General features: G+C 50.8%; 21 protein-coding genes. 11 read left to right on the plus strand and 10 right to left on the minus strand.

What is annotated here, in order from left to right:
- The first annotated feature begins 30 nt into the window (after nucleotides 1–30).
- The gene (locus tag B9G79_RS07090) at nucleotides 31–936 is read left to right on the plus strand and encodes a hypothetical protein (protein ID WP_088564899.1); all 906 of its coding nucleotides are present in this window, start codon (nucleotides 31–33) and stop codon (nucleotides 934–936) included.
- On the opposite strand, the gene B9G79_RS07095 is transcribed toward B9G79_RS07090, so the two are convergent.
- Nucleotides 909–1,631, minus strand: a complete 723-nt coding sequence (locus B9G79_RS07095; RefSeq protein WP_232469245.1) for a rhomboid family intramembrane serine protease — start codon at nucleotides 1,629–1,631, stop codon at nucleotides 909–911. The genes B9G79_RS07090 and B9G79_RS07095 overlap by 28 nt on opposite strands.
- A gap of 209 nt (nucleotides 1,632–1,840) precedes the next feature.
- A complete protein-coding gene (locus B9G79_RS07100) occupies nucleotides 1,841–2,236 on the minus strand; it encodes a hypothetical protein (protein WP_232469246.1) in 396 nt (131 codons plus the stop codon).
- A 265-nt stretch (nucleotides 2,237–2,501) separates the two neighbouring features.
- Here B9G79_RS07100 and B9G79_RS07105 point away from each other — a divergent pair, with 265 nt between their 5' ends.
- Nucleotides 2,502–3,131 (plus strand): hypothetical protein, encoded by a 630-nt coding sequence (locus tag B9G79_RS07105; RefSeq protein WP_088564900.1) that lies wholly within the window; start codon nucleotides 2,502–2,504, stop codon nucleotides 3,129–3,131.
- Here B9G79_RS07105 and B9G79_RS07110 read toward each other — a convergent pair whose 3' ends face one another.
- Entirely contained in the window at nucleotides 3,132–3,794 is a 663-nt protein-coding gene (locus B9G79_RS07110; protein WP_088564901.1) for a hypothetical protein, read from the minus strand.
- Nucleotides 3,795–3,965: 171 nt separating this feature from the next.
- On the opposite strand from B9G79_RS07110, the gene B9G79_RS07115 reads away from it, so the two are divergent.
- Nucleotides 3,966–4,613 (plus strand): HD-GYP domain-containing protein, encoded by a 648-nt coding sequence (locus B9G79_RS07115; RefSeq protein WP_015091488.1) that lies wholly within the window; start codon nucleotides 3,966–3,968, stop codon nucleotides 4,611–4,613.
- A 37-nt stretch (nucleotides 4,614–4,650) separates the two neighbouring features.
- Here B9G79_RS07115 and B9G79_RS07120 read toward each other — a convergent pair whose 3' ends face one another.
- Nucleotides 4,651–5,454 carry a DUF1338 domain-containing protein gene (locus B9G79_RS07120; RefSeq protein WP_088564902.1) on the minus strand — a complete coding sequence of 268 codons (804 nt, stop codon included), beginning with the start codon at nucleotides 5,452–5,454 and terminating at the stop codon, nucleotides 4,651–4,653.
- A gap of 138 nt (nucleotides 5,455–5,592) precedes the next feature.
- Between B9G79_RS07120 and B9G79_RS07125 the strand changes: the two genes are divergently transcribed.
- The 4 genes from B9G79_RS07125 (at nucleotide 5,593) to B9G79_RS07140 (ending at nucleotide 11,990) form a co-directional block, all read left to right on the plus strand.
- A complete protein-coding gene (locus B9G79_RS07125) occupies nucleotides 5,593–6,609 on the plus strand; it encodes a M14 family zinc carboxypeptidase (protein WP_088564903.1) in 1,017 nt (338 codons plus the stop codon).
- Entirely contained in the window at nucleotides 6,596–7,336 is a 741-nt protein-coding gene (locus tag B9G79_RS07130) for an alpha/beta fold hydrolase (RefSeq protein WP_088564904.1), read from the plus strand. The genes B9G79_RS07125 and B9G79_RS07130 overlap by 14 nt, the downstream gene beginning before the upstream one ends.
- Nucleotides 7,337–7,504: 168 nt before the next feature.
- Entirely contained in the window at nucleotides 7,505–8,941 is a 1,437-nt protein-coding gene (locus B9G79_RS07135) for a transposase (RefSeq protein ID WP_232469247.1), read from the plus strand.
- Complete coding sequence (locus tag B9G79_RS07140) at nucleotides 8,931–11,990, plus strand: hypothetical protein (protein ID WP_088564906.1); 3,060 nt, start codon at nucleotides 8,931–8,933, stop codon at nucleotides 11,988–11,990. The genes B9G79_RS07135 and B9G79_RS07140 overlap by 11 nt, the downstream gene beginning before the upstream one ends.
- Before the next feature lie 77 nt (nucleotides 11,991–12,067).
- Here the strand turns inward: B9G79_RS07140 and B9G79_RS07145 are convergent, their stop codons facing one another.
- From B9G79_RS07145 to rpmG, 3 genes are read right to left on the minus strand one after another with little or no spacing between them, the layout of a single operon-like run.
- Nucleotides 12,068–12,715, minus strand: a complete 648-nt coding sequence (locus B9G79_RS07145; RefSeq protein ID WP_088564907.1) for a hypothetical protein — start codon at nucleotides 12,713–12,715, stop codon at nucleotides 12,068–12,070.
- Complete coding sequence (dcd, locus tag B9G79_RS07150) at nucleotides 12,697–13,233, minus strand: dCTP deaminase (RefSeq protein WP_088564908.1); 537 nt, start codon at nucleotides 13,231–13,233, stop codon at nucleotides 12,697–12,699. Before dcd ends, B9G79_RS07145 begins: the two co-directional genes overlap by 19 nt.
- Nucleotides 13,234–13,239: 6 nt before the next feature.
- Nucleotides 13,240–13,419, minus strand: coding sequence for a 50S ribosomal protein L33 (gene rpmG, locus B9G79_RS07155; RefSeq protein WP_011164830.1), 180 nt, complete (start codon nucleotides 13,417–13,419; stop codon nucleotides 13,240–13,242).
- A gap of 137 nt (nucleotides 13,420–13,556) precedes the next feature.
- Here rpmG and B9G79_RS07160 point away from each other — a divergent pair, with 137 nt between their 5' ends.
- The 3 genes from B9G79_RS07160 to B9G79_RS07170 all read left to right on the plus strand — a co-directional run bounded on the left by B9G79_RS07160 (nucleotide 13,557) and on the right by B9G79_RS07170 (nucleotide 15,530).
- Complete coding sequence (locus B9G79_RS07160) at nucleotides 13,557–14,435, plus strand: ChaN family lipoprotein (RefSeq protein WP_232469248.1); 879 nt, start codon at nucleotides 13,557–13,559, stop codon at nucleotides 14,433–14,435.
- A gap of 61 nt (nucleotides 14,436–14,496) precedes the next feature.
- Nucleotides 14,497–14,901, plus strand: coding sequence for a response regulator (locus B9G79_RS07165; RefSeq protein WP_088564909.1), 405 nt, complete (start codon nucleotides 14,497–14,499; stop codon nucleotides 14,899–14,901).
- 62 nt (nucleotides 14,902–14,963) lie between these two features.
- The gene (locus B9G79_RS07170; RefSeq protein WP_011164827.1) at nucleotides 14,964–15,530 is read left to right on the plus strand and encodes a helix-turn-helix domain-containing protein; all 567 of its coding nucleotides are present in this window, start codon (nucleotides 14,964–14,966) and stop codon (nucleotides 15,528–15,530) included.
- Here B9G79_RS07170 and B9G79_RS07175 read toward each other — a convergent pair.
- The 3 genes from B9G79_RS07175 to B9G79_RS07185 form a co-directional block, all read right to left on the minus strand.
- On the minus strand, nucleotides 15,527–16,108 hold the full coding sequence (locus B9G79_RS07175; protein ID WP_088564910.1) for a superoxide dismutase: 582 nt from the start codon (nucleotides 16,106–16,108) through the stop codon (nucleotides 15,527–15,529). The genes B9G79_RS07170 and B9G79_RS07175 overlap by 4 nt on opposite strands.
- Before the next feature lie 182 nt (nucleotides 16,109–16,290).
- Complete coding sequence (locus tag B9G79_RS07180) at nucleotides 16,291–18,240, minus strand: ATP-binding protein (RefSeq protein WP_088564911.1); 1,950 nt, start codon at nucleotides 18,238–18,240, stop codon at nucleotides 16,291–16,293.
- Nucleotides 18,237–20,405, minus strand: coding sequence for a FecR domain-containing protein (locus B9G79_RS07185; RefSeq protein ID WP_088564912.1), 2,169 nt, complete (start codon nucleotides 20,403–20,405; stop codon nucleotides 18,237–18,239). The genes B9G79_RS07180 and B9G79_RS07185 overlap by 4 nt, the downstream gene beginning before the upstream one ends.
- Before the next feature lie 199 nt (nucleotides 20,406–20,604).
- Between B9G79_RS07185 and B9G79_RS07190 the strand changes: the two genes are divergently transcribed.
- On the plus strand, nucleotides 20,605–22,356 hold the full coding sequence (locus tag B9G79_RS07190) for a SpoIIE family protein phosphatase (protein WP_232469249.1): 1,752 nt from the start codon (nucleotides 20,605–20,607) through the stop codon (nucleotides 22,354–22,356).
- Nucleotides 22,357–22,370 lie beyond the last annotated feature (14 nt).

Below are 22,370 nucleotides of genomic sequence, written 5' to 3' on the forward strand. Positions count from 1 at the left end.
TTTTTAACAAACCTATAAGGGGGAACCATCATGAAAAATGTTTTGCGCGTAGTTCTTGCGTCTGTAGTTGCGACGAGCTTTGCTGCCTGCGGCGGCGGAGGCGGTGGTGGCGGCGGCGGCTCTGCACCAGTTATCTACTACCCATACGAAACAGTCTACGGTGACGTGTGCCAAACTCAGGAAGCTTCTCCAGGCTGTACTTTCCTGAAATCCACTGGCGAGCGTATCAAAGTAACAGACGATCCTGATTACAACAGAGGCGGCTACGGTTCTGACGACCTTTGGTATGTTAAATTCGATTCTTCCGGTAAAGCGGCAGTTTACAACGATCTGGGCGTGTTCCAGTACTATGCTAACGTAAGCGAATTTGCTGGTTACGTTGGTGGCACTACGATCGGTGTGGGTACAACTGGTTTCTACTGGGAAGATATCACCAACGGTACTTACTGGTTGGGTAAAAACGGCGTTCTTTACAATGCGAACTCCGGTGAATCCAACTACGGTCAAGCTATCAATGACAAGACTTCTTCTTCTGCTTCAGACACAAACTTTGCTGCTTTGAACTCTGACGCAAATAAAGAGCTTGTTAAAATGGCTTCTGATCGTCTGATGAAAGAATACGGCTTCAAACAAGACAAAGCGGTTGCGGTTGCTTCTGCGTTGAATTCTTGGGCAGTTGCTGCTGCTGAACGCGGTACTACTTCTGAAAAAGACATGGACAAGACTTTCAAAGCTGTCTTCGGTGTTCAGTTCTCTGACGCTTTGGCTGCTGCTAAAGATCTTTCCTTCGGTGATAAATCCGGCATGCAAGACCTGACTAACAGATCTGCTGCGGCGTTGGGTTTGAAACCTCACCAGGCTCAGAAGTTCATGAAGGGCATGTACAAAAAAGCTCTTGCTAACTGGGGCTACGACGAATCCAGCTTCAACTGGTAATTGTCTTCTAAACTTAAATGTTGTTGTAAAAGAAGAGGCTCCCAAAAGGAGCCTCTTTCTTTTTTTTTTTTTTGAATCTCGGGGGGGACATTCCTTGGTTCTTTCAGGTTGTCTTCGGAGGGGGAGTCCTCAACAACCTGCTCAATAATAAGAGCCTTCAGGAAAGCCTTCCGGTTAACAAAATAATAAACAGCCCCGCTGGCCAGTCCCAGCAGAAATCCGTACCAATGGGCCAGATAACTGATCGAAGGGTCAAAGGCGGAGGCCGGGAAGAACACTCCCAGCGCCACGCCGAAAGCGCGCAGCATGCGCTGGGTTTTGGTGCGCTGCTGATCCAAAAGCAGATACAGAATCAACCACGCAGCCCCCATCCAGTAAACCACACCGCTGATTCCGACCAGTTTCACGGCCGGGTCATAGCTTAAAAGTGTCAGATAATTGGTTAGGCCCCCGACCAGCAACGCGGCCACCGGGAAAAACCACAGACTGAAATAGCCGCTTAAGAAATAGCCCAGAACAAAGATGCCCAAAGAATTCGAGGCCAGATGTCCCAGGTCTGCGTGGGCAAACAGGGCCGTCCACAGGCGCCAATATTCGTGATTTTTAAAGACGGCCTCGCCCGAGGCCGGTAAAAGGGCCCCAATGCCACCCCAGTTGCGCCAATAGACGACGGACATGGCAATCAGGGCGAACACGCTCCAAGCGGCTATAAGGCTTGCACGGAAGTGAGGACGGCGGCTGAGCCACGTTCGGCGAACGACCAAAAAACTATGGGGGGAAGGGGACTCCATCTGAACCTCCGAAGTTCAAAGGTGGGTCGGGAACCAGGGAAGTCAAGGCGGGTCAAAAAAGAAGGGGTCCCTTGTTAAGGACCCCTCTGATTATCACAATTTAAAATCGCCTTTTAGTGGCCGCGGGAAACGTAGACTCTTTGAATCAGCATTTTTTCAGGAACATCATTGATGTCGGCAAATGTTTCGTACGCGATCACCGTTTCACCCACACTGACACCGTCGATCTGGTGTTGAATGTCCAGATGGCATTCATAGATGCCATCGCGGCTGATAAAGACGCAGTCGTTCTTGATGACGGCGCCACCTTTGCCCGCAGAAATCAGAGCGCGGGAAAGAATCCCCGACAAGGTTTCACTGTCACGCACATCACCTTCAAGTTTGATGGAACCTGCGCTGCTGATAAGCACTTCCAGTGCCTTGTTGTTGGCCTCCGACGACGAAATCCCTTTGGCGAAAGCGGGCAGGGTGATCAGCATGGACAAAGACAGCATCATCAGTTTTTTCATTTTGCGTGCTCCTGGCTTAATTCCGCTTTGTTGAACCGCGGATTGGTTTCGATTTCCAGTTAAAAATTGGCAAAGGTTCGCCACCAAGAGCCAGCAATTCAGATGCCTGCCTTAATGAGACTGTGTTGCTTTTTAAGTTCAATGGATTGTCCATGCAGACATTTTTTGTCAGCGATAACCCGTTCGGGTGAACCCTCTGGGGGCTCCCGGTTGTATTCTGATGGTGAAACAACCACTATCCTGTCTTTACGTTGTTAGAGGATTTATGGGCTTCGCGGATTTTAAAGTGCTTTGTGAAAAGTTAAGCCAGGTGTTGAGTCACGAAGGTGTCAGCATCCCCCCTTACCGTGACAGCTCCCTGCAGTTCTTCAATTCCCTGGCGCCAAGTCAGCAAGAGCGCGCCTATAAGACCCTGCGGGACTACGTTGATATCTGTGAAAGCGCCATGACTGAACACACCTCGCTCAGGGACTCGGAGCGTTTTTGTCGCCGCGCCCTGGAGCGCTGGGGGCTTTCGGTCGCCTCGGACTTTTTCCTGACAGTGAAACCTGAGGATTGTGTTGAGATTTACACCGATGAGGGGTTTCAGATCTTTCGCAATCTGCGCTTTTTTGAACTCAGCAGCTATTCTGTGGAAGAGCTTTATTCCGTTGAGTGGTGGAAGCTCTTTGGTCGAGACCCTCAGGTGACGGAAAAGCTATTTTCAATGTGCCTGCAGACACTGCAGGGGCGCATTCCCGGCACTTTGAATTTTGATATTGCCGAGCATGAAGTGCGGGAAAACAACTCTGCTGAAAAACGCCGGTTTTTGATATACCCGAAAGTGGGTTCGGCGTTGCACCGTGAAGGCAAGATCCTGGGCTTTTTGGTCGCCCAGGGTGTGCGCAAGATTTGATTAGAAATAACCCATCAGACCGGCTTGCATGGCAATGCCGGACACCACGTTGTCAGAGGCAACCCCGCCGGATTGTTTTTGATAGACGTATCCACCATCAAGACGGAAACCGACGTTGCTGCCTGTGGGGAACCACTTCACGAACGGGCCCACGAAGAATTCCATGATGTCACGTTTGGAGCCGGCACCGTTATCCAGTTGGCCGATATCAAACAGACCGCCCAAGCCATAGATGAAGATCTCGCCCGGAGTGTTAGCGATCATGTTGTAATCCGCCCAGCCGCCGAATTTGAAAAGGGTGCTGGTCAGGCTTCCGGTGGCGTCTGCAGCATAAGATGCCAAAGGACCGAACTCGTAGCTTGCGTAGTTCCAGCCAAAACGGCCCGAGATCGCAATATCTGTTTCGTTCTCTGCGCCTGCGGCATCAGACTTTGTGTTGGTCAGGTCGAAAGAAACGGCAATCAGGTAGCGGCGCATGGACTGGCTCATAGTGGTATCGCCGAATTCGTCCGGTGCCAGTTCATAGACTTGTCCAGGGGCCAGGCTGCCGCCGGAGAAGTCAATAATGGCCTGGCTGCCTTTGACTTTGCGGACCTTGATTTTTTGAGCAAAGGCGGAGCTTGAGAAAGCCAGCAACAGGATCAAAAGAAAGCACTTTTTCATAACACCTCTTCAAGTCATACAAGATGGATATCAAGACCAAAGTCTTCCAACCGCGGGCAGAGCTGTCAACGAGAAGTTGTCTCAAGATGAGACGTAAAACTTTCTCGAGTTTAAGTAAATGGCGCGTTTAGCCGAACAAAAGATGGTAAACAGGGGAACAAAGGGAGTGCCATGTCTTCTTCCTGGGGAAACATTCCAACTTGGGCTTACGATGCCGCCCAGGCGCTGATGCAGTCATTGAAGGTCGTGGACCCTTTGACGTATGCCCATTGCTGCCGTGTCGGGGAGATGTCCCGCAAGCTTGCGCGCGATGCCGGTCTGAATGAGTATCAGCAGAAGCTGGCTGAATTTGCCGGCTTATTCCATGATATTGGGAAAATTGGTGTGCCTCAAGAGATCATCGCCAAGCCGGGCAAACTGACCGATCAGGAATATGAACTGATGAAGTGTCATCCGGTGCTGAGTGAAGAGATCATAAAACCGTTGGCAACCCATGACTTCTTTGCCGAAATTCTGCCGGGCATTCGCGGGCATCACGAACGCGTGGATGGGCGTGGTTATCCGGACAAAAAGAACGGCGACGAGATTCCCTTGATCGCGCGTATTATTCTGGTGGTTGACACCTGTGATGCCATGTCCGAAACCCGCGCTTACCGCAAGGGCCTGCCGATGGAAGTGGTGTACGAAGAACTGAAGCGCTGTTCGGGCACGCAGTTCGATCCGCAATTGGTGCAGATCTTCCTGAAGGCGCACGAGCACTGGAAGGACCAGAAGCAGGATCAGGACACACTGAACTATCTGATCAAAAAAATCGCATAAAAAAAAGGGCCAGTTACCTGGCCCTTTTTCATTTGAACTATTTCTGTTTGTTCGTGCTTTCAAAGATCTTGTCGGCGGATTTTGCGACAAAGCCCTGATACAGTTGGCCGTTATCCAGCGCATAGCGTTTGGCGAACTCATAGTAGCAGCCTGGAATGTTGTGGGTGCTGCCGTCGTCGAATTTCACCGGGATTTCAGAAGCCATCGTGGAGCTTTGCTCCAGATAGTCCGCCTTGGTCCCTTTGATTTCGCCGCCGGATTTGTTCAGTGTATAGCCTTTTTCCTGAACGAATTTGTTCAAAGTCGGCAGATCGTTGAACTTGTTCAGTTTGTTCACATTCACGGTGAAGTGGTTCGGACGGAAGCCATAAGCCGCCACCCAGGAAGCGTATTCGGATTCTTCCGCCAGTTTTGCGTAAGTTTCCCAGTTTACTTTCCAAGGGCGTCCCGCCATAGCGAAGGTTTCGCTTTCAATCACAGAATCCGGAACCTGCGCCACCAGTTGGTTGACGGTTTCGCGAATGAACGGGGAGACCTTTTCAAGCTCCAGTTCGCTGATGAAGATTTTTGGATTGTCCATGTTCGGGTGTTCGTAGTGTTTGGCGTATAGCTTTTTTTCCACGAACGTGTATTCGCCTTTTTCAACGTAACCCAGTTTTTTGAAGTGTTTGGCCAGGGATTCGATCCCCAGGCGCGGGTGGTTGAAGGTGCGAAGAGCGATATGGTCATTCAGCACCGTTTCACCTTCGGCGGTGAAAATGTCATAAATGCGTTTAGCTGCAGGATTCAGTTGGCAGTAATCCACCCACATCTTTTGCAACAGAGTGTCCAGATTCATCATGGCGATCTCCTAAGTATTAATTCAGCACTGACGAGACTACCCCTCTTGTCAGAGTGGTGCAATCCTTTAATGGCCGCGAGCGTTAAGCGTTGGACACGGTGGAATTATCGCGAACAATAGGGGGCTCTGGGGAAAGAAATGACAACATTGCCTGAGATCCAGCAAATCGAGAAAAAGATCGCGCAACTGGGCTCCACCGCCCGGGCGGAGATTTTGACCCATAGTCAATCTGAAGACCTGCGCTTTCCAATTTACAAAGTCTCTTTCGGCAGTCAGGACCCTCAGGCCCCGGTGCTGGGTTTTGTGGGTGGGGTGCACGGACTTGAACGCATCGGTGCGCAGGTTTGTGTGGCCTTGATGAGTTCATTGGCTGAGTTGTCCCAGTGGGATGAAAGCATTCAGCAGACTCTTGAAAAAGTCCGCATCTTTTTCATCCCGACCGTGAATCCGGTTGGTATTTACCGCAAGACCCGCTGCAATCCTCAAGGTGTCGATTTGATGAGAAATGCCCCCATCGATGCTGACAATCCACAGTTTTTACTGGGTGGTCACCGCTATAGCAAAAAACTGCCATGGTATCGCGGGGAAGAGGGCGCCCCCATGCAACTGGAAGCCCAGGCGTTGGTGGACAGTGTGCAGAAGGAAATTTCACAAAGTAAACTTGCCATGACTCTGGATCTGCATTCGGGGTTTGGTCTGCAGGATCGTCTGTGGTTCCCGTATGCCAAGACCGTGAAGCCGTATCCGGAACTGCATCTGTGCTACGCGCTGAAAGACCTTCTGGATCGCACGTATCCGCATCACTTTTATCGCTTTGAGCCGCAGGCTCAGAATTACACCACGCACGGGGATCTGTGGGATTATCTGTATGACAATCACCGCGCCCGTTCAGGCAGCGGCATCTATGTACCGCTGTGTCTGGAGATGGGGTCGTGGTTGTGGGTGAAGAAAAACCCGTGGCAGATTTTCAGCGCGGAAGGTCCGTTCAATCCGCTGAAAGGCCATCGTCATAAACGCACTCTGCGCCGTCATAACACGCTGATGGAATTTTTAATCCGGGCGGTGAATTCACCGCAGGCTTGGATCACGCAGAATCAGGAACAGGTCCGGCAGCTTGACACCCGGGCCAGGGAGCTTTGGTATGGCAACATCTAGAAACTGGTTATTGCTGCGCGGACTGGCGCGCGGGGTGGGGCACTGGGGCTCGTTCGCGGAAAAAATTCAGCAGCATTTTCCGAATGATAAATTTGAATTTTTGGATTTACCGGGGAACGGATCCCGTCATCAGGACACCAGTCCGGTGAAGATTTCTGAGTATGTGAAAGATCTGCGGGCGCGCTGCTCGTACGTGCAAAAAGGTGAACCGTTTCAGGTGCTGTCGGTTTCTTTGGGCGCGATGATCACCGTGGAATGGATGAAGGAATATCCTCATGAAATCCGCAAAGCCACTTTGGTGTGCACAAGCTCTGGCGGTTTTTCTCCGTTCTATCGTCGTTTTATTGCCGGGAACATTCCCAAAGGTCTGAAACTGATTGGCCGGGAAAAGGATGAAGCCGTCTGGGAAAAAACCATTCTGGGCATGATCACCAACAGCCACGAACGTCGCGAAGAGGAAATGGGCGCAATGATGGCTTATACCAGACAGTATCCCATGAACCCGCTGAACGTGATTCGTCAGATGTACGCGGCCTCTCGCTATCGCTTTCCGGATTCTGCACCCGGTGATATTCGCCTGTTGGGAAGTCACGGGGATCGTCTGGTTTCACCAACCTGCACTTTGAAGATTGCCGAAAAGTGGGGAGTCCGCGCTGAAATGCACCCTTGGGCGGGGCATGATGTGCCGATTGACGACCCGCAATGGCTGCTGGAGCACTTGCTCTAAAAAGCCTGTTTTTACACAGGTTTTCAAAGGAAGTTTTTTCAAACAGAGCGAGGTTTTTTTACCATCATCTCTCATATAATCGAACTGGAGCCCCTCAACGCGTGGCTCCGTTGACTCCGAAAGCCTTTTCTTATTCTCTATCCCCTAGACTTTTATCCAGAGGCGGATGTGAGTAGTAGGACCTATTTGGCCGCGATGCTTTTGAGCGTTGTGGTGGTTTCAAAGTCCAAGGCACAATCAACGAGCTTGAAGATTCCTCAAGCCGAAGGGGTGAGCTCTATCCAACAGCCTCAGGTCTCGTCCAAACCGGCAACGGTGTATGGGCAGATCAGGATGGAGGGGATGCAGTATCTGACCCCGATTCCTGAATCTCCGAATTTAACTTACAGCCAGCTTCTTTCCGCTCGTCTTTCCGGTCTTAAAGAAACTTCCTGGATCGACTTTGCCGCCGACGTCTCCGGCGGAACCTTCTTCACCCGTGGACAATCTCACTTCGTTGTTTCTGAGGCCTATGTGGCTTCCAAGAAAGCGCCTTTCCGTGCATTTGCCGGTCGCAAAAAGCATGACTGGAGTGAGATGGACCGCCGCTGGCAACTGGGTCTGTGGCAACCGAAGTTTGCCATCGACACCCTTCGCCCCGAGGAACAGGGTCTGACGGGTCTGTTCCTGGATTATAACACCAACGGTTGGCAGATCGTGGGCTTTGCCTCACCTTTGTTCATTCCAAGCATGGGCCCCGATATTCGTGAAGAGGGTGGCGGCCTGGTTTCTGACAGCCGCTGGTATCGTGCCCCTTCGCGCGACTATGACTTCAATAACAACATCAACACCATTCAGTATCAACTCGACATCCCGGATGCTGCCAAGCTGACGGCCAATGGTGGTGCCGCGATGATGGGGCGCCTGGGCAGCAAAGAGCGTGGCCCGTGGGTGGTGGTCAGCGGTGGTTACCTGCCGGTGAATGAACTGATTCTGAAGCGCAAAAACTTCAAAGACGTTTCTGAAGAAAAAGTCGACGTGACGGTGTCTCCGGATGTCACTCATCACATCATCAAATCCATCGACCTGGGTTACACCCATGGCCGTATGAAGGCTTCTGTTTCTTATCTTGAGGACGATCCTATTGAAAAACGTCCGGATGATCCGGAATGGTCCATTCAAAAGCTGGAGCCTATCCGTGCGTACTCGGCGGCGTTTGATTTCTCTTTGGCGGACTTCCTGGCAAAAACTCTGGCGATCCAGGTGGAATATCTGAAAGTTGAAGGCGGCGGTATCACGGACATTCAGTCCAATGGTCAGCCGGATGACTTCACGATGTTTGACGACCGTTTGAAATTCACGAACGCCCTTTCTTTCCGCGTTGAAGGGCAGCTTGCCAGCTTCTTCAATCGTCCGTTTGTGACCCGTTTTAAGTATTTGTATGATTATGATCAAAGAGGCTCGTTGCTCAACACCGAGTTCCTCTATTACCCAAGTCAAAAGTGGGCCGTGGTCGTCGGAGGAGACGTATTGGGCGTGCAGGATGAAAAGCACGATCCATCCGGATTCCTCAATCAATATCGCGCGAACGACCGTTTCTACGGGGGCATGACTTATGTTTTCTAAATGTTTGAAGGCCGTTCTGGCATTGTGTTTGGTTGCGGGACTGGCGTCCTGTGACTCGAAGGTGGGCGAAGAGCCACCTCCTCCAGAGTCTCAGGAATTTGGCGGCACTCAGTGTTTGACAGAGGCTAAGCCTGTGGCCAAAGCCTTCGTTGTGGGCGATGCCCAAAAAGAGGAACTGGAAGCGGCGTGGGACTGTATTGGCAGTGCTGTTGAGAAATTCAAACGTTACGTGCGTGGCAACACTGCAGATCGTTACACCGCTCAGGAATTGGCAACGTTCCTTGAAAAGAACTTCCTGGATCCCAAAGACAACGTCGTTATTTCCCAGCAGCTTCAGACCGAGTTCATGAAGCTGAAACAGGTCTTCGTCGGCGGCAGCCGCGAGTACCTGACCCGCAGTGAGCTTGATAAAACCATCGCTTTGGTTAAAAGTCTGCGTACGATCACGGTGAATCTGAATCCGTACATGAAAGTGATCTCTCTGAACTGGGAGGTTTCTGAAAGTCCGAACATGCAAAGTGACGTCCGTCACTTCGAAGAAGCCAATAAAGAACTGCAAAACGCCGCGCGTATGCTGGCGTCATTGATCGAGCAAAATGCGCAAGGTTACAACCTGTCTGACTTTGTTGTCCTGATGCGCGAGATGGGTCAGTTCTTCGGCGAAAAATGGGAGTTCCCGTCTGTGATTCAGACCTACATGCCGGTCATCAAAAAAGTGAAAAAGGCCCTGGCGGGTGGGGATGAAAACTCCATCACTCCGAACGAGTGGCGCCGTTTCACTTTGTTGGGGGCGCGAGGCTATGTGCAGTTCCTGCGCTATCACTATTTCATCAAGTCTGTTCCTGAAACCGGCACGGGTTATCGTCTGGGCTATCTGGCCCGCACGGTGGAAGACGTTTTGTCCGTGTTCCAGGATCTGGTGGCGGAAAAGCCCGAGGGCGTGGTTTCCCGTGACGAGGTCTTTGACCTGCTAAAAACCCTGGAAATCGTCTGGCCGGAATTCAAAGTGTCTTCAGGCTTGGTGTTTGAGGGGATGAAGGTTAAGCAACTGTTCTTTGGCGGCAGTGTTGATTCCCTGACAACCACAGACTTTGAAACGGCACGACTGAAAGTCAGCCGTATCAAAACTTTGATTGAACGTTTCATGCCTTTTTATTCCATTTACGGTCGTGAATGGGATCCGGACATGTATGATGCTGATGAGGCGCAAAAGCTCTTCATGGAATCCCAGTTTGTTCTGGAAGCCACAGTGCGCGAAGCCGGTGTGCTGTTTGAAGGTTCCTACGACCTGAATGATCTGAACAATATCGTGCGTGAAATCGAGATCCTGTATCCTCCGAAAGAGGGCCGTGGTCTGGCAGATCAGGTGAAAAGCTATCTGCCGCTGGTGATCGATGCGAAGAACATGGTTCTGGGCGGCAATGATTCATCTTTACGCAAATCCAACTGGAGTGTGTTGCTGGGCTTTGCGGCCCGCGCGTATTCAGACTTCCTTTACTATCAGTACTTCCTGATGGGCGAATCCCTGCAGCAGCCGATGAATCTGAGTTATTTCTCGGTGTTCGGCAATCAGACTCTGAACATCCTGCGTGATCTGCTGCTGGTGAAAAAAGAGAATCAGTTCACTCGTGTTGAATTGAATAAGATTGTGAAACACCTGATTCGTTTGGAGCTGGTTCCGGGTGCGATCAATGAACAGTCCGCTGATAAGCTGCTTAGCGTGGTTCTGAATAATATGCTGGTGGCACCGGAAGCTCGTCTGTCCGGTCACAAGCCCGATGCCCTGACTTTGACCTCGGTTGAAGTGGGTCGTCAGGAAATGCAAATCTGGATCGATACCGAGTTGATGTTTGCCCAGATGGCCGAAGGCTGGAAACCGGAAGAAGGTTTAACGGCTAAGGATCTGCTGGCGGTGTTGAAGAAAACTGAAAAGAACCTGGACGCTCACGCCTTGCCATTGCAGGCGGCGCTGACGGAATTGATTTTGTCAGTGGAAAGCCCGGTTCCAATGACCACGGACTATCGTGGTTTTGTGATCATCTCGAACAAGTTTGAACAGCTTTATACGTTCAAGAGCTTGCGTGACCTGAACCGCAATCGTGCAGTGGCGCGTTTGCTGATTCGTTCCTTTGCCAATGATTTGAACCGTATCAACACGTTCCAGGGTGCGACCCTGCCGGAAGTGGAAGGGGCCTTTAACGAGCTGAAATCCATCTTTGTTGAGATGGGCCTGCTTGATCCGAAAAATACTTCCTTTGCGTCTTCGCGCTTCCGTGAAGCCAACATCTTTGTTCCGCACTCTGATGGGAATGCCTTGGCTTCCCAGGCTGAAATCACCGACCTGATTGGTATGATCTGGTCGGGTGTGGGGATCAACTCACGTCTGCGCACCGAGCTTGTAAAGAAATGCTTCGGTCGTGATGAGGAAGTGACTGACAACAGTCTGGTGACGTTAAGCTGTGCTCGTGCGGCTTATAAGGACGCGATGCCGGCCATCATGTCGGCGACACCGGAATATATCAAGTTCATGAAGAAGGCTTCTGCCGACGATTGGGCTTACTATATGAACAACGTCTTTATGGCGGCAGGCTACATCCCGAACGACAAAAATCTGGCGAAGATGGGGGATATTGCCCTGACTCCGCACGTGATTCAGTATGTGGAAATGGTCTTTGCCCGTTTTGATAAGAACAAAGACAATATTATTTCCACCAGTGAGGCGATCAAAGCATATCCGGCATTTAAAGGTCTGTTGAAAGAACTTGCGGCGGATCAGTTGAAAAGCGGTGTGCTGAAAGAAAAAGACCTGCTGGATGTCTTCACCTTCATCCTTCGTTATGGCAAACCGCCAACAACGCTGATGGAGCAGGCAAGATTCATGTTCAAGTGGAAGGGCAAACAAGATAAGTGGGACGTATGGGCGGACCGCGTGCAGTTGGCTCAGATCCTGGGTTATATCGCCGATCAGGTGAATAAAAGTGCCAGTGCCAAGATCGTTCAGGAACCAGCCTCCCAGGACGCTCTTGAAAAAGCCGCAAGCCAGCTTTAATTCAGAATCAAAATCAGAAAAAACAAAAGCCCCTGAACAGGGGCTTTTTTATTGCTTAAAGATTGTCGTGAAACCTTTTAATCGAGCACTTTAGGTGTCGACACTTGTGCTGCCGTGACAGTCGCATAGTTCAGAATCAACCCGGCAAAGACCCCGGGGCCAACCGCTGTGGGAAGAGCTGAAGATACATCCGAATTTGAATCCACATCCGCGCTGGTTGGGGCATACACCAGATTGTCGCGTCTCCAGATATAGACGCGGGACTTGGTGCCGACGTTGTGAACGTCAATCACCACATCAATATTGTTCGGGATGTAAAAGCCCATGTCGGCACTGGTGACGGTGCGGGTCTGGCCATTGAAGGTGATCGAGGCGTTCACACTGGCGCCCGTGCGGCTGAAGGTCACCACAATTCCGGTGGAGCCCGACACGCTGGAATCGCTCGCATAGAAAACGGCACTCACATCACTCAAAGTGACGTTGTTTAATGAAGCTTTTAAAGAAATAGAGCGGGAAGAGCTGACGCCCGGCAGTGTAGAGGTGAAGCGAACGACACCGGTGGTGCCGGCAATATGCAGGGCGGTCGAGTCAGCCTGGCTGAACGAGCCGGAAACGACAGAATAGCTGTCTAAACCGGAAATGTCGTCGACCTCGCCCCCTGAAGAACAGGCGGCGGTAGTCAGAAAACCAAGTATGAGTAGGGATTTTAGAATGAATTTTTCCACATCATGGACTCTACCGGGATTGGTTGTTTGTCGTTATATTTTGCGGAAGGTTTGACATTATAAGGAGTTAAAATGTCGCCTTTCACTTCAAAGTATATCAACTGACCAACCGGCATTCCAGTGTAAACACGCACAGGCTGTTTCACGGAAATTTCCAGAGTCCAATAGTTGCAGAAACCGACGTCTCCTTTGCCAGCAGTGGCATGGATGTCGATTCCGAGACGGCCTACGCTCGATTTGCCTTCCAAAAATGGGACATGCTTCAGAGTCTCAGTGTACTCCAAAGTAACGCCCAAATAGAGAGTGTCTGGCATCAGCACGAAACCCTCTTCTGGAATCTCAAAGGTACGAATCTTGTTATGCTTCTTGGCGTCCAGCACCTTGTCTTCATAGACAGCTAGAGTTTTACCCAGGTGAACATCATAAGAGTTCGTACCCAGGCATTCTCTGCGGAAAGGTTCCACTTTAATGGAGCCTTCCTTCATGAAATCCAGAATTTGCTGATCCGTCAGAATCATTACGAATTACTTCGTTTCTCTGTGAACAGTGTGGCGCTTAAGATTCGGATTGTATTTCTTCTTCTCAAGACGGCTTGGAGTCTTAGTTTTGTTTTTAGTCGTAGTGTAACGAGAAACAGGTTTGCCTTCAGCGCGAGCTTCAGTGCACTCAAGAGTTACGATGATTCTTCCTGTCTTTTTAGCCATTGCGATACCCCTTAAATTGAACCATTTGTATTGCCACGCGTTGTATAGAAAAAATGACAATACCTTTTCAAAGGGGCTCAAGGTATCAAAGGAAAAAGGAAACTTCAACAGACAAATTCGCGTCTAGAGGAGGAATCGTGAAGACTTTGGGCCTTTTTTTAAGTTCCCTGCTCATGTTGGCCTGTGCACATGCTCAAAATAGTGGCATTTTGCGTGGAAACGACCTCCAACCGGTGGATTTGGCTGAAGCCGTCCGTCCAGTCGCTCCGGGTTCTATCGTAGTTATCGGCGAAAATCACGGTTTCAAAGAACACCAGAATCAACAGCTCTCCATTATGCAGGCTTTGCGGGCTCAGGGCCTGAAGGTCTCTGTCGGGATGGAATTTTTTACATACACCGACCAGCCCGTGGTGGACTCTTACCGTCAGGGACTTTTGAGCGAAACTGACTTCCTCTCTCAAATCAAATGGGGCAACCCTTCTTATGATTATTATCGCGGGCAAAGCCTGTTCCCGAACCTGTCAGAAGGGTCCAAGACGATTGCTTTGAATGCTCCGCGCTCTTTGACCGGCAAGGTTTCCAAGGGCGGCCTGCAGGCGCTGACTCCGGATGATTTGAAACTGATGCCTCCGCAATTTGCGGTGGGGAACGATGGCTACAAACGCCGTTTCCTGTCCATGATGCCGCATCTGCCGAATCCCGAGGCGGGCGAGCGCTATTTTGCGTCTCAGTCCATCTGGGATGACACGATGGCGTGGCAGGCGGTGGAGTTTATGCGCTCCCATCCCGAACAAGTGCTGGTGATTGTGGTGGGGGATTTCCATGTGCAGTACGGGGGCGGTCTGCCGGATCGTCTGCGTGTGCGCGGGTCCGAGTTCCCCGTGGTGACCTTCTCGCAAGTAAATACGGCAGGTCTGACTGAGGACGAAATCGCGACTGAAATCAACCCAGGCACTCAGGACGGTCCCCGTGCTGATTATCTGTGGTTGGCGCCAGCTCTAAGTCCAGCATTGTAAAGATTCTTTGAGATTCACCACAGGTTTTCTAGAATAGGGGAATGTAGAGGAGACCTCGTCTATGTTCCCCCCTGAGACCCGCATCCTAGTTATTGATGACATGCCCTCCATTCGTGATCTGGTGAAGAACACGTTAAAAGCCATGGGTTATAAAAACCTGCAGGAAGCTGAAGACGGGGAAGCCGGTCTTAAAATTCTTATTCAGAACAACACTCCGGGCTCTCAGATCCAACTGGTGATTTCCGACTGGAATATGCCGAAAATGAAGGGCTTGGAATTGCTGAAGCAAGTTCGCGCCACGGCGGAATTTGCCAATCTTCCATTCGTGCTTCTGACGTCAGAGTCCGAGCGTGATCAGGTCACTGAAGCTGTTCTTGCCGGTGTGTCCCAGTATATCGTGAAGCCATTTTCGGCAAAGATCTTTGAAGACAAATTGAAAGCTGCTTACAGCAAACACAACAAATAGATTCTTTAAAGAGTGCTGCGCGCGTGCGTTGCACTCTTTCCTGCAAACATCTACCATAGGGCATGACTTCTTTCGACGTATTGGCTCAGAACCTTGCCGCTCAAATCACTGAACTTCGTAAAAAACGTCAACTGACTCAAGCTGCCTTGGCGAAGCTGGCCGGTGTGCCACGATCCACACTGACCAATATGGAAAGTGGGATGGGGAACCCTTCGTTGGTGAATCTGGCCAAGGTTTGTGCGGCTTTGCAGGTTTCATTCGAAGAGCTGCTGGCAACGCCCAGATCCCAGACAAAATTGATTCGCAAGGATGAAATTCCCGCCAATAAAAAAGCCAAAGGCAACGTCACTGTTTACAAACTTTTACCGGATCCGATTCCGGGGATGGCCATTGATCGCATGGAGCTTGAAGTGGGGGCTCGCATGGGCGGGATCCCGCATTCCAGCGGTACGAAAGAGTATTTGCACTGTGTGCAGGGGCAGATGACCGTGGTGGTCAGTGGGGAAAGTTTTGAGCTGAAGCCCGGAGATGTTTTGGCATTCCCGGGGGATTCAGCCCATAACTATGTCAACACGGGCGCTACAAAAGCCATCGGCCTGAGCGTCGTGACGATGACACCAAGATATTAGCCTTTAAAGTTTTTTGCGGCGAATTCCCAGTTCACCAGCTTCCAGAACGCGGCCAGGAAATTCGGGCGGCTGTTGCGATAGTCGATATAGTAAGCATGTTCCCACACATCGCAAGTCAGAATTGCCGTGTGACCTTTGGTCATCGGGGTTTCGGCGTTGCTGGTGCTCAGGATTTCCAGTTTGCCTTCTTTGTTTTTCACAAGCCAGCCCCAGCCCGAGCCGAATTGTTTGATGCTGGCATCAGCAAACAGTTCTTTGAATTTTTCGATGGAACCGAAATCGCGAACAAGGGCTTGCGCCAGTTCACCCGTAGGTTCACCGCCGCCCTTCGGGGACAGGCAGTTCCAGAAGAACGTGTGGTTCCAGATCTGAGCTGCGTTGTTAAATACGCCGCCTGAGCTGCTCATGATGATTTGTTCCAGAGTTTTACCTTCGTGTTCAGTGCCGGGAACAAGTTTGTTCAAGTTATCAACGTAGGTTTTGTGGTGTTTGCCGTGGTGGTATTCCAATGTCTCAGCGGACATGTGGGGAGCCAAAGCGTCTTTAGCGTAGGGAAGTGCTGGAAGTTCGAAAGTCATGGGGGTCTCCTTGTAGTACAGGTTGAAATTCCATGATCAGAATAGAGGGCGGACGGGGATCAGGGAACCCGTTGGTCTTTATATTGGCAAAGGGACGATATATTGGCGGAAATGACGCTAAAATGCCTACGTCACGCGACGCTGTGTAGCCAGAAAAAACAACCAGGCACCTTTTTACCTTTTTAGGCGGCGGTTGGAAGTTTTTTGTCTTTTTGGAATTCGGTGATGTAAGGAACTTCCACAAACAAGGTAGATCCTTGTCCTACGGTGGATTCGACCCATACGCGGCCGGCCAGCTCTTCGGCGGCGACTTTGATGGCGTCCATTCCCACGCCACGGCCTGAGATGTCCGTGACGTGTTCGCGGGTCGAGAACTGACTGTCGAAGATATGCTGAATGATCTGCTGATCGCTTTCAGCGGACACATCCAGGCCCTTGCCGGTAAGCTTTTCGCGAATACGGGCAGGGTCAATACCGCCACCGTCATCCTTGATTTGCACCAGCAGCCAGGAACCTTGAGAATTGTGATTCAGACTGAAAGTAACATCCACCTGGCCTTCGGCAGGTTTGCCGATGTCCACGCGATGATCCGGCATCTCGATACCGTGATCCACAGCATTTCTGAAGGCATGCACGAAGGTAGAGAACAAACCGCTGTAAATTTCCGGAATCACCATCAGGTTGCCATTGTGAATCTTCAGCGGGGAGACCATTTTATCGACCTGAGCAGCCACTCGCAGCATCACGTCGTTATAAGGCTCGACAAATCCAGCGACCGGCTCCATCGCAAGTTCCAGCAGCAGCTCCTGCGCCACGGCACCGCCACCCGGCAGTGAGCCCACTTTGCGGGCGATATGGTTCAGTTTACTGATAGCGACTTCGATCTGACGCTCTTCTGGCATGTTCGAGCTTCCCAGAATTTCTTTGGTTTGATCCAGGAACTTGTGGAAGAACTCTTCCACTTCAAAACATTTGCCGCGAAGGGCGATAAAGCCTGGATGAGTCCAGGACTCTTTCAGTTCGGCCAGCAGGCCCTCGGCCTGATGGCAGGCTTCGGCGACATCTTTGATCGAAAACAGCGCTGCGCCGCCTTTGAGCGTGTGCAGACTGCGGAAAAGCTCTTCGGTGTTGTAAGGACCGTTGTCCTTGCTGACTTCATCACGCACCTGACCCAGCAAGCCTTGAGCTTCCTGGATGAAGCGGTGAATTTCACGTTTGGATTTGATCATGTGGATGATCAATTTTGCATGTTCTTTTTCGCGCTCAGCTTGTTTTTGTGCTTCGACCAGCGAAGTGATGTCCGAAGCGACAACAACCACACCTTCCATCACGCCTTCGCTGCTGCGAAGCGGGTGGTATTCAAGGGCGATGTTACGCTCTTTGCTGTGCGGGTAGGTTTCAGGTCCCAGGCAGGACAGGTCTTCAAATGGCAGCATTTCCATGAACAGGGTCTGCATCCATTTTTTGAAGCCTTCGACTTTGTTTTCCGGAAGTTTCAGCACATCCCAGATCAGTTGACCGTCAGGTTTGCATTCCACCGTGGCTTCGCAGGCCTTCGAGGACACATCCAGGATTTTACCTTCAGCATTGAAGATAAAGAAACCCTGACCCAGACTGTCCAGCAGGGCGGACATGGTTGTGTTAAGACGGGACAACTCGCGCGTGCGGTCGGCCACCATTTGTTCCAGGTTTTTGCTGTAGTTTTCAAGCTGAACTTTGGCTTCTTCCAGCGCCGTGATGACGCCTTCTTTTTGCTCAAGTTCAGCGCGGTATTTTTTCTGCAGACGTTCTTCCAAAGTCACATCACGCACAAAGACGATCCAGTTCTTGTCACCCATGGAATCAAAGATCGGCTGCAGAGTGATCTGCACTTTGCCTTCTTCCGCGTGGATGGCTTTGAAGTTGACCTCTTTGTAAGGAGTCGCATCCGAGACACCAATCAGATTGTCCAGAGCTTCAATAGGTTCGCTGAACTGGAACAGTTCATTGAACTTCATGCCTCTTGTGATCTTGCGAATGGAAAGGCCGGCCACAATGGCGGCAGTTTCATTGCAATAGACAACCTTTTGATCTGCTGTCAGAACAAAAACAGGCTCTAAAAGGGTGTCGAAGAGGGAGTACTGGATTCTCATTTTACGAAGGTCTCATTCTTCTGGTGATAAAGGGTGAATTCACGTTTTTCCGCCCACTCGGACATTTCGGCGTCGCCTTTGGCTTCGGCACGAACTCTCCAGTAGATTTTCCCCAGTGGAACCTTTTCCTTGATCAGGAAGCGGTTGCCGGCCAAAGATTTTGCAATCAATGTGCGAGAAAAGTCCGGTTTGTCGGAAATCTCGATGCGGTAGGAAGTCGCACCTTCCACCTTTTTCCATTCCAGCCAGATGAACGGTTCCATCTCGGTCTGCAGGAAGATTGAGGCATTGTTAAATGGCTCCATCAGTGGTGGCGCCACCAGCGGGGTGCGGAAGGTGTACATGACTTCCTGAATATTCGAGAAATCAGTCAGGGGCTTGTTGGCTTCATCCAAAGCCTGCACGCGCACTACATAGGTGCCCGGATCCTGCAGCGTCAGATTTCCGCCTGTGGCAGAGTATTCCAGTTGCTGAGGGGCCGTGAACTCTTTCGATTTATCCACCTGCACCAGATAGGATTTAGCAAACGGCACTTCGCTCCAACTGATCGGGGTTTCTTTAGGTCCCGGAGCCTGGCCGACGGCATTGATGGTTTTCAAAGGATTCAAAGTCAGGCCGCCGACGCTGACGTCGATGGTTCCCACTTCACTGAATTCACTGTTAAGGCCATTGATGCCTTTGGCTTGAACACGGTAATAGTGTTTGCCCGGACGGAACTGCGACCACGCCACTTGATTTTGGGTGATGTCGTATTTTTCCACTTCAGCAAAGCTGATGTCCTTGGAGATTTGCAGTTGATAGCCCTTGCTTCTCAGAACTGGTTTCCAGGCAAGTTTCGGAGCTTCAGGGGAGGCGGGGTTACGTTCACCCGTTGGCGCCTTGAAGTCGACTTGCTTGGTGATCAGCACAGGCCTGTTTGGACGCTCTTCTTTATGAGCTGCCAGATTTAAAGTAAAGGAAACAGGCTCAGACCAAGGCGAAACATTGTTGCCGGCCGTTTGCCCCTGGACACGCACCCAGTAAGTCCCGCTTGGAAGGCGAGGGGTCACGGCTGCCAATGAATCCGTCTGGCCATCTTTGATGATCTGCTGGAATTCCGGGTCTGCCGCGATCTGCCAGGTGAAGTGTTTCAACTGGGCCATGGCCTTCCATTGCACCTCGGTGGTGGTGGCCAGTTCTTCCTGAGGTTTTACTTTCAGTTCCAGATTGATTTGGGCTGCTTGAACCGGGGTCACGATCTGCGGGCCGGCCAGATGAGTGATGCTCATGCGCTGGGCCGGGGACACAACACCGACTTCGCCATTGCGGTCATAGGTTTTTAGGCGCCAGAAATAAGGGCCCGGCTGCAGCGGCTCGGTCACCGCGACTCTTTGTTCGTTGGTCATTTTTGAAAGGGCCACTGAGCTGAAGTCCTCGTTTGGAGAAACTTCAAGTTCATAGCGGGCGATGTCGCCTTTACCTTGCCATTCAAATGGCAGTGGATCATCCGGGTTCACACGAAGCCAGTTCATGTTGTCCGGAGTTTTCACAAGTAACGTTGGTTTTTCAACCGGCTTGATGTCGCCGTCTTTTTTAACTGCTACGACTGCGTTCTTAGGCAGTTCTTTGACGGCCTGTTTTTTCTTGTCGATGTATTTCACGTCACCGGAAAGCAGTTTCAAATCAACTGTGCCACTGTGAGCTTTGTTGAATTTGATTTTGGGCTTTTCCTGCGTGTTTGTAGGAGAGCCTTCCAGTTTGAACTCTTCGGTGCCGGACTTGATCGTCAGGGAAGAACCTTGCGCCAGTTCCCCGACCAGATTTCCGTAACGCAGATCCAGATTCATCTGACCGTTTTTAAGATTCAGGGTGATCAAAGAATTCGGTTCGATGCGGATCTGGGTGCCATCCTGTAATTGGATAGTGGCTTCAGAACGATCCCCGGTGAAGATAGAATCGTTCTGGAAGACATTGTCTTTGCGCGAAGCGGGTAGCCAACTGAAAGTATCCAGATTTTTGCGGCGCACGTCGTTCTGGGAAATGGCAACGGAACCAATTAGTTCGAGTTCGCCAGTATTTGATTTTGGGAATAGCAAAGAGTCGTCGTACAGGAAGTACGAGAAGACCATGAGCACAAGCAGGGCTCCGGTGAAGATCATTTTTTCTGTTCGTCCAAAGCGCGACATAAGACTCCTGCTCAAAGCTTATCGGTTGGAAATGACAAGAGATTTACAGACCTTAGGCTAAGTTATGTGAGAATTTGTTTTCGGCCAGTGCTTGAACGGGCATACTGGAGTCGTGAAAAAACGTGGATTATCAATTAGATACAAGATTCTTTTGTTACTCACTTCGTTGCCACTTATTACACTTACGGTGTATTTGGTTTTGGCGCTGAAAATTTTTGAGGACGATAAGATCGCTTACGTCTTTGATTCCTCCAGCAGCATGTCCGGAACCATGGCGGCTCAAATTAAGACACAATTGAATGCCGTGCTTGGAACGACCAAACCAATCTTCCAGGATTATCTGAGCCAGCAGAAATTTTCTTCTGTTGGGGAGTCCATCTTCCAGAACGAATTCAATCTGGAATCCATTGTGGTCTTCAAACCTTCAGCGACCGGTGCTTATGAAAAGGCCGCCGTGCTTGAGAAAGTTCCCAATCAGACAGACGGGGTGTTGAACAGTCTGCAATCCCAGATGTCCGGTTACTTTGCTGAAGTGGAAGCCACCCGCCGTGTGGTGAAAGTGCCTTTCAGCGATGACCGTGTGTTCATCATGGAAAAAGTCAGTGACGAAACCAACACCCGCAACACGGTGTTTTTGGTCATCGTGAAGATGAGTGAAGCCTCCGAGATGTTCCGCGCGGCGATGTCGCAAAAAATGTATCTGATTTCTTCTGACGGGACCGTGTTGTTTGGACCGGATGGAATGCCGGGGCAAAAGCTGCAATCCACCGTCAGTCCCCAGTTCCTGGAAAGCACCAACAAACAAATCGCCCAAGGGGCTGAAACGGATCGCTCCGCAGACGGCAAGGAGCTGCTGGTGTCTTTCTCGCGCGCGGGTTTTGGTGATCTGATTGTTGTGACCACGGTGGAAAAAGAAAAAGCCCTGGGTGCGGTTCAGATCCTGATTCGAAAATCTTTGATCTTCTTCGGCATTCTGATTTCGGTGACAGTGATCTTAAGTCTGTTTGCCTCCAGCGGTTTGACTCAAGCCTTAACACAATTGTTCGATGCCACCAAAAAGGTGGCGGAAGGCGACTTCAATATCCGTGTTGATGTGAAGTCCAATGATGAAGTCGGAAGCCTGGCTGACAATTTCAATATCATGGCGGCGGAGGTGTCGCGGCTGCTGGATCAAACGGCGGAAAAAGCGCGTATGGAATCCGAGCTGCAGACCGCGAAAACCGTGCAAGAAACCCTGTTCCCGGAAACGCAGGCCAAGATCGGTCCGTTGTCGATTGCCGGTTACTATGAGCCGGCCAGCGAGTGCGGTGGCGACTGGTGGCACTACTGTCAGATCGGTAACAAGATCTTCTTGTGGATCGGGGATGCGACGGGGCACGGGGCTCCTGCAGCATTGATCACCAGTGCAGCGAAATCAGCCTCCACAATCATTGAGCGTTTGAATATCACTCCGGCCAAAGCGTTGGAGTTGTTGAACCGTTCCATCTATGATGTGTCCAAAGGCCGTATCATGATGACGTTCTTCCTGGCGTCTTTTGATCTGGACACCGGGGAGCTTGCTTACTGCAATGCTTCGCACGAGGCGCCGTTCCTGATGAAGAAAAATGAGGGCGGCACACTTAAAAAGAAGGACCTTGTTCCATTAAATGAAGTGAACAATCCCAGACTGGGACAGGCCCGCGATTCGGTCTACGAACAAACAACCATTCAGGTTGAGCCGGGAGATCTGGTATTCTTCTATACAGACGGAATTCCTGACATCCAGAACCCTGGTAAAGAGGCGTGGGGCGAGCGTGAGTTTATTAAAGCTTTGATCGCGGCCAACAAGGATTTCCCGGGCGTTAATGATTCGGTGGAGCGTTTTGCAATGAGCTTCCAAGCCCATCGTCAAGGCGCGCCCTTAATCGATGACGTCACGTTTTTTGTAGTGAAAAATGAAGGTCTTAGTTAAAGTTAGATTTTGTG

Origin of the sequence: Bdellovibrio bacteriovorus, from assembly GCF_002208115.1 — a bacterium.
Taxonomy (GTDB): domain Bacteria; phylum Bdellovibrionota; class Bdellovibrionia; order Bdellovibrionales; family Bdellovibrionaceae; genus Bdellovibrio; species Bdellovibrio bacteriovorus_C.

Coding starts and splice junctions, on each gene's coding strand:
- B9G79_RS07090 (WP_088564899.1), top strand. CDS start 31: ATGAAAAATGTTTTGCGCGTAGTTCTTGCGTCTGTAGTTGCGACGAGC.
- B9G79_RS07100 (WP_232469246.1), bottom strand. CDS start 2,236: ATGAAAAAACTGATGATGCTGTCTTTGTCCATGCTGATCACCCTGCCC.
- B9G79_RS07105 (WP_088564900.1), top strand. CDS start 2,502: ATGGGCTTCGCGGATTTTAAAGTGCTTTGTGAAAAGTTAAGCCAGGTG.
- B9G79_RS07110 (WP_088564901.1), bottom strand. CDS start 3,794: ATGAAAAAGTGCTTTCTTTTGATCCTGTTGCTGGCTTTCTCAAGCTCC.
- B9G79_RS07115 (WP_015091488.1), top strand. CDS start 3,966: ATGTCTTCTTCCTGGGGAAACATTCCAACTTGGGCTTACGATGCCGCC.
- B9G79_RS07120 (WP_088564902.1), bottom strand. CDS start 5,454: ATGATGAATCTGGACACTCTGTTGCAAAAGATGTGGGTGGATTACTGC.
- B9G79_RS07125 (WP_088564903.1), top strand. CDS start 5,593: ATGACAACATTGCCTGAGATCCAGCAAATCGAGAAAAAGATCGCGCAA.
- B9G79_RS07130 (WP_088564904.1), top strand. CDS start 6,596: ATGGCAACATCTAGAAACTGGTTATTGCTGCGCGGACTGGCGCGCGGG.
- B9G79_RS07140 (WP_088564906.1), top strand. CDS start 8,931: ATGTTTTCTAAATGTTTGAAGGCCGTTCTGGCATTGTGTTTGGTTGCG.
- dcd (WP_088564908.1), bottom strand. CDS start 13,233: ATGATTCTGACGGATCAGCAAATTCTGGATTTCATGAAGGAAGGCTCC.
- rpmG (WP_011164830.1), bottom strand. CDS start 13,419: ATGGCTAAAAAGACAGGAAGAATCATCGTAACTCTTGAGTGCACTGAA.
- B9G79_RS07165 (WP_088564909.1), top strand. CDS start 14,497: ATGTTCCCCCCTGAGACCCGCATCCTAGTTATTGATGACATGCCCTCC.
- B9G79_RS07170 (WP_011164827.1), top strand. CDS start 14,964: ATGACTTCTTTCGACGTATTGGCTCAGAACCTTGCCGCTCAAATCACT.
- B9G79_RS07175 (WP_088564910.1), bottom strand. CDS start 16,108: ATGACTTTCGAACTTCCAGCACTTCCCTACGCTAAAGACGCTTTGGCT.
- B9G79_RS07180 (WP_088564911.1), bottom strand. CDS start 18,240: ATGAGAATCCAGTACTCCCTCTTCGACACCCTTTTAGAGCCTGTTTTT.
- B9G79_RS07185 (WP_088564912.1), bottom strand. CDS start 20,405: ATGTCGCGCTTTGGACGAACAGAAAAAATGATCTTCACCGGAGCCCTG.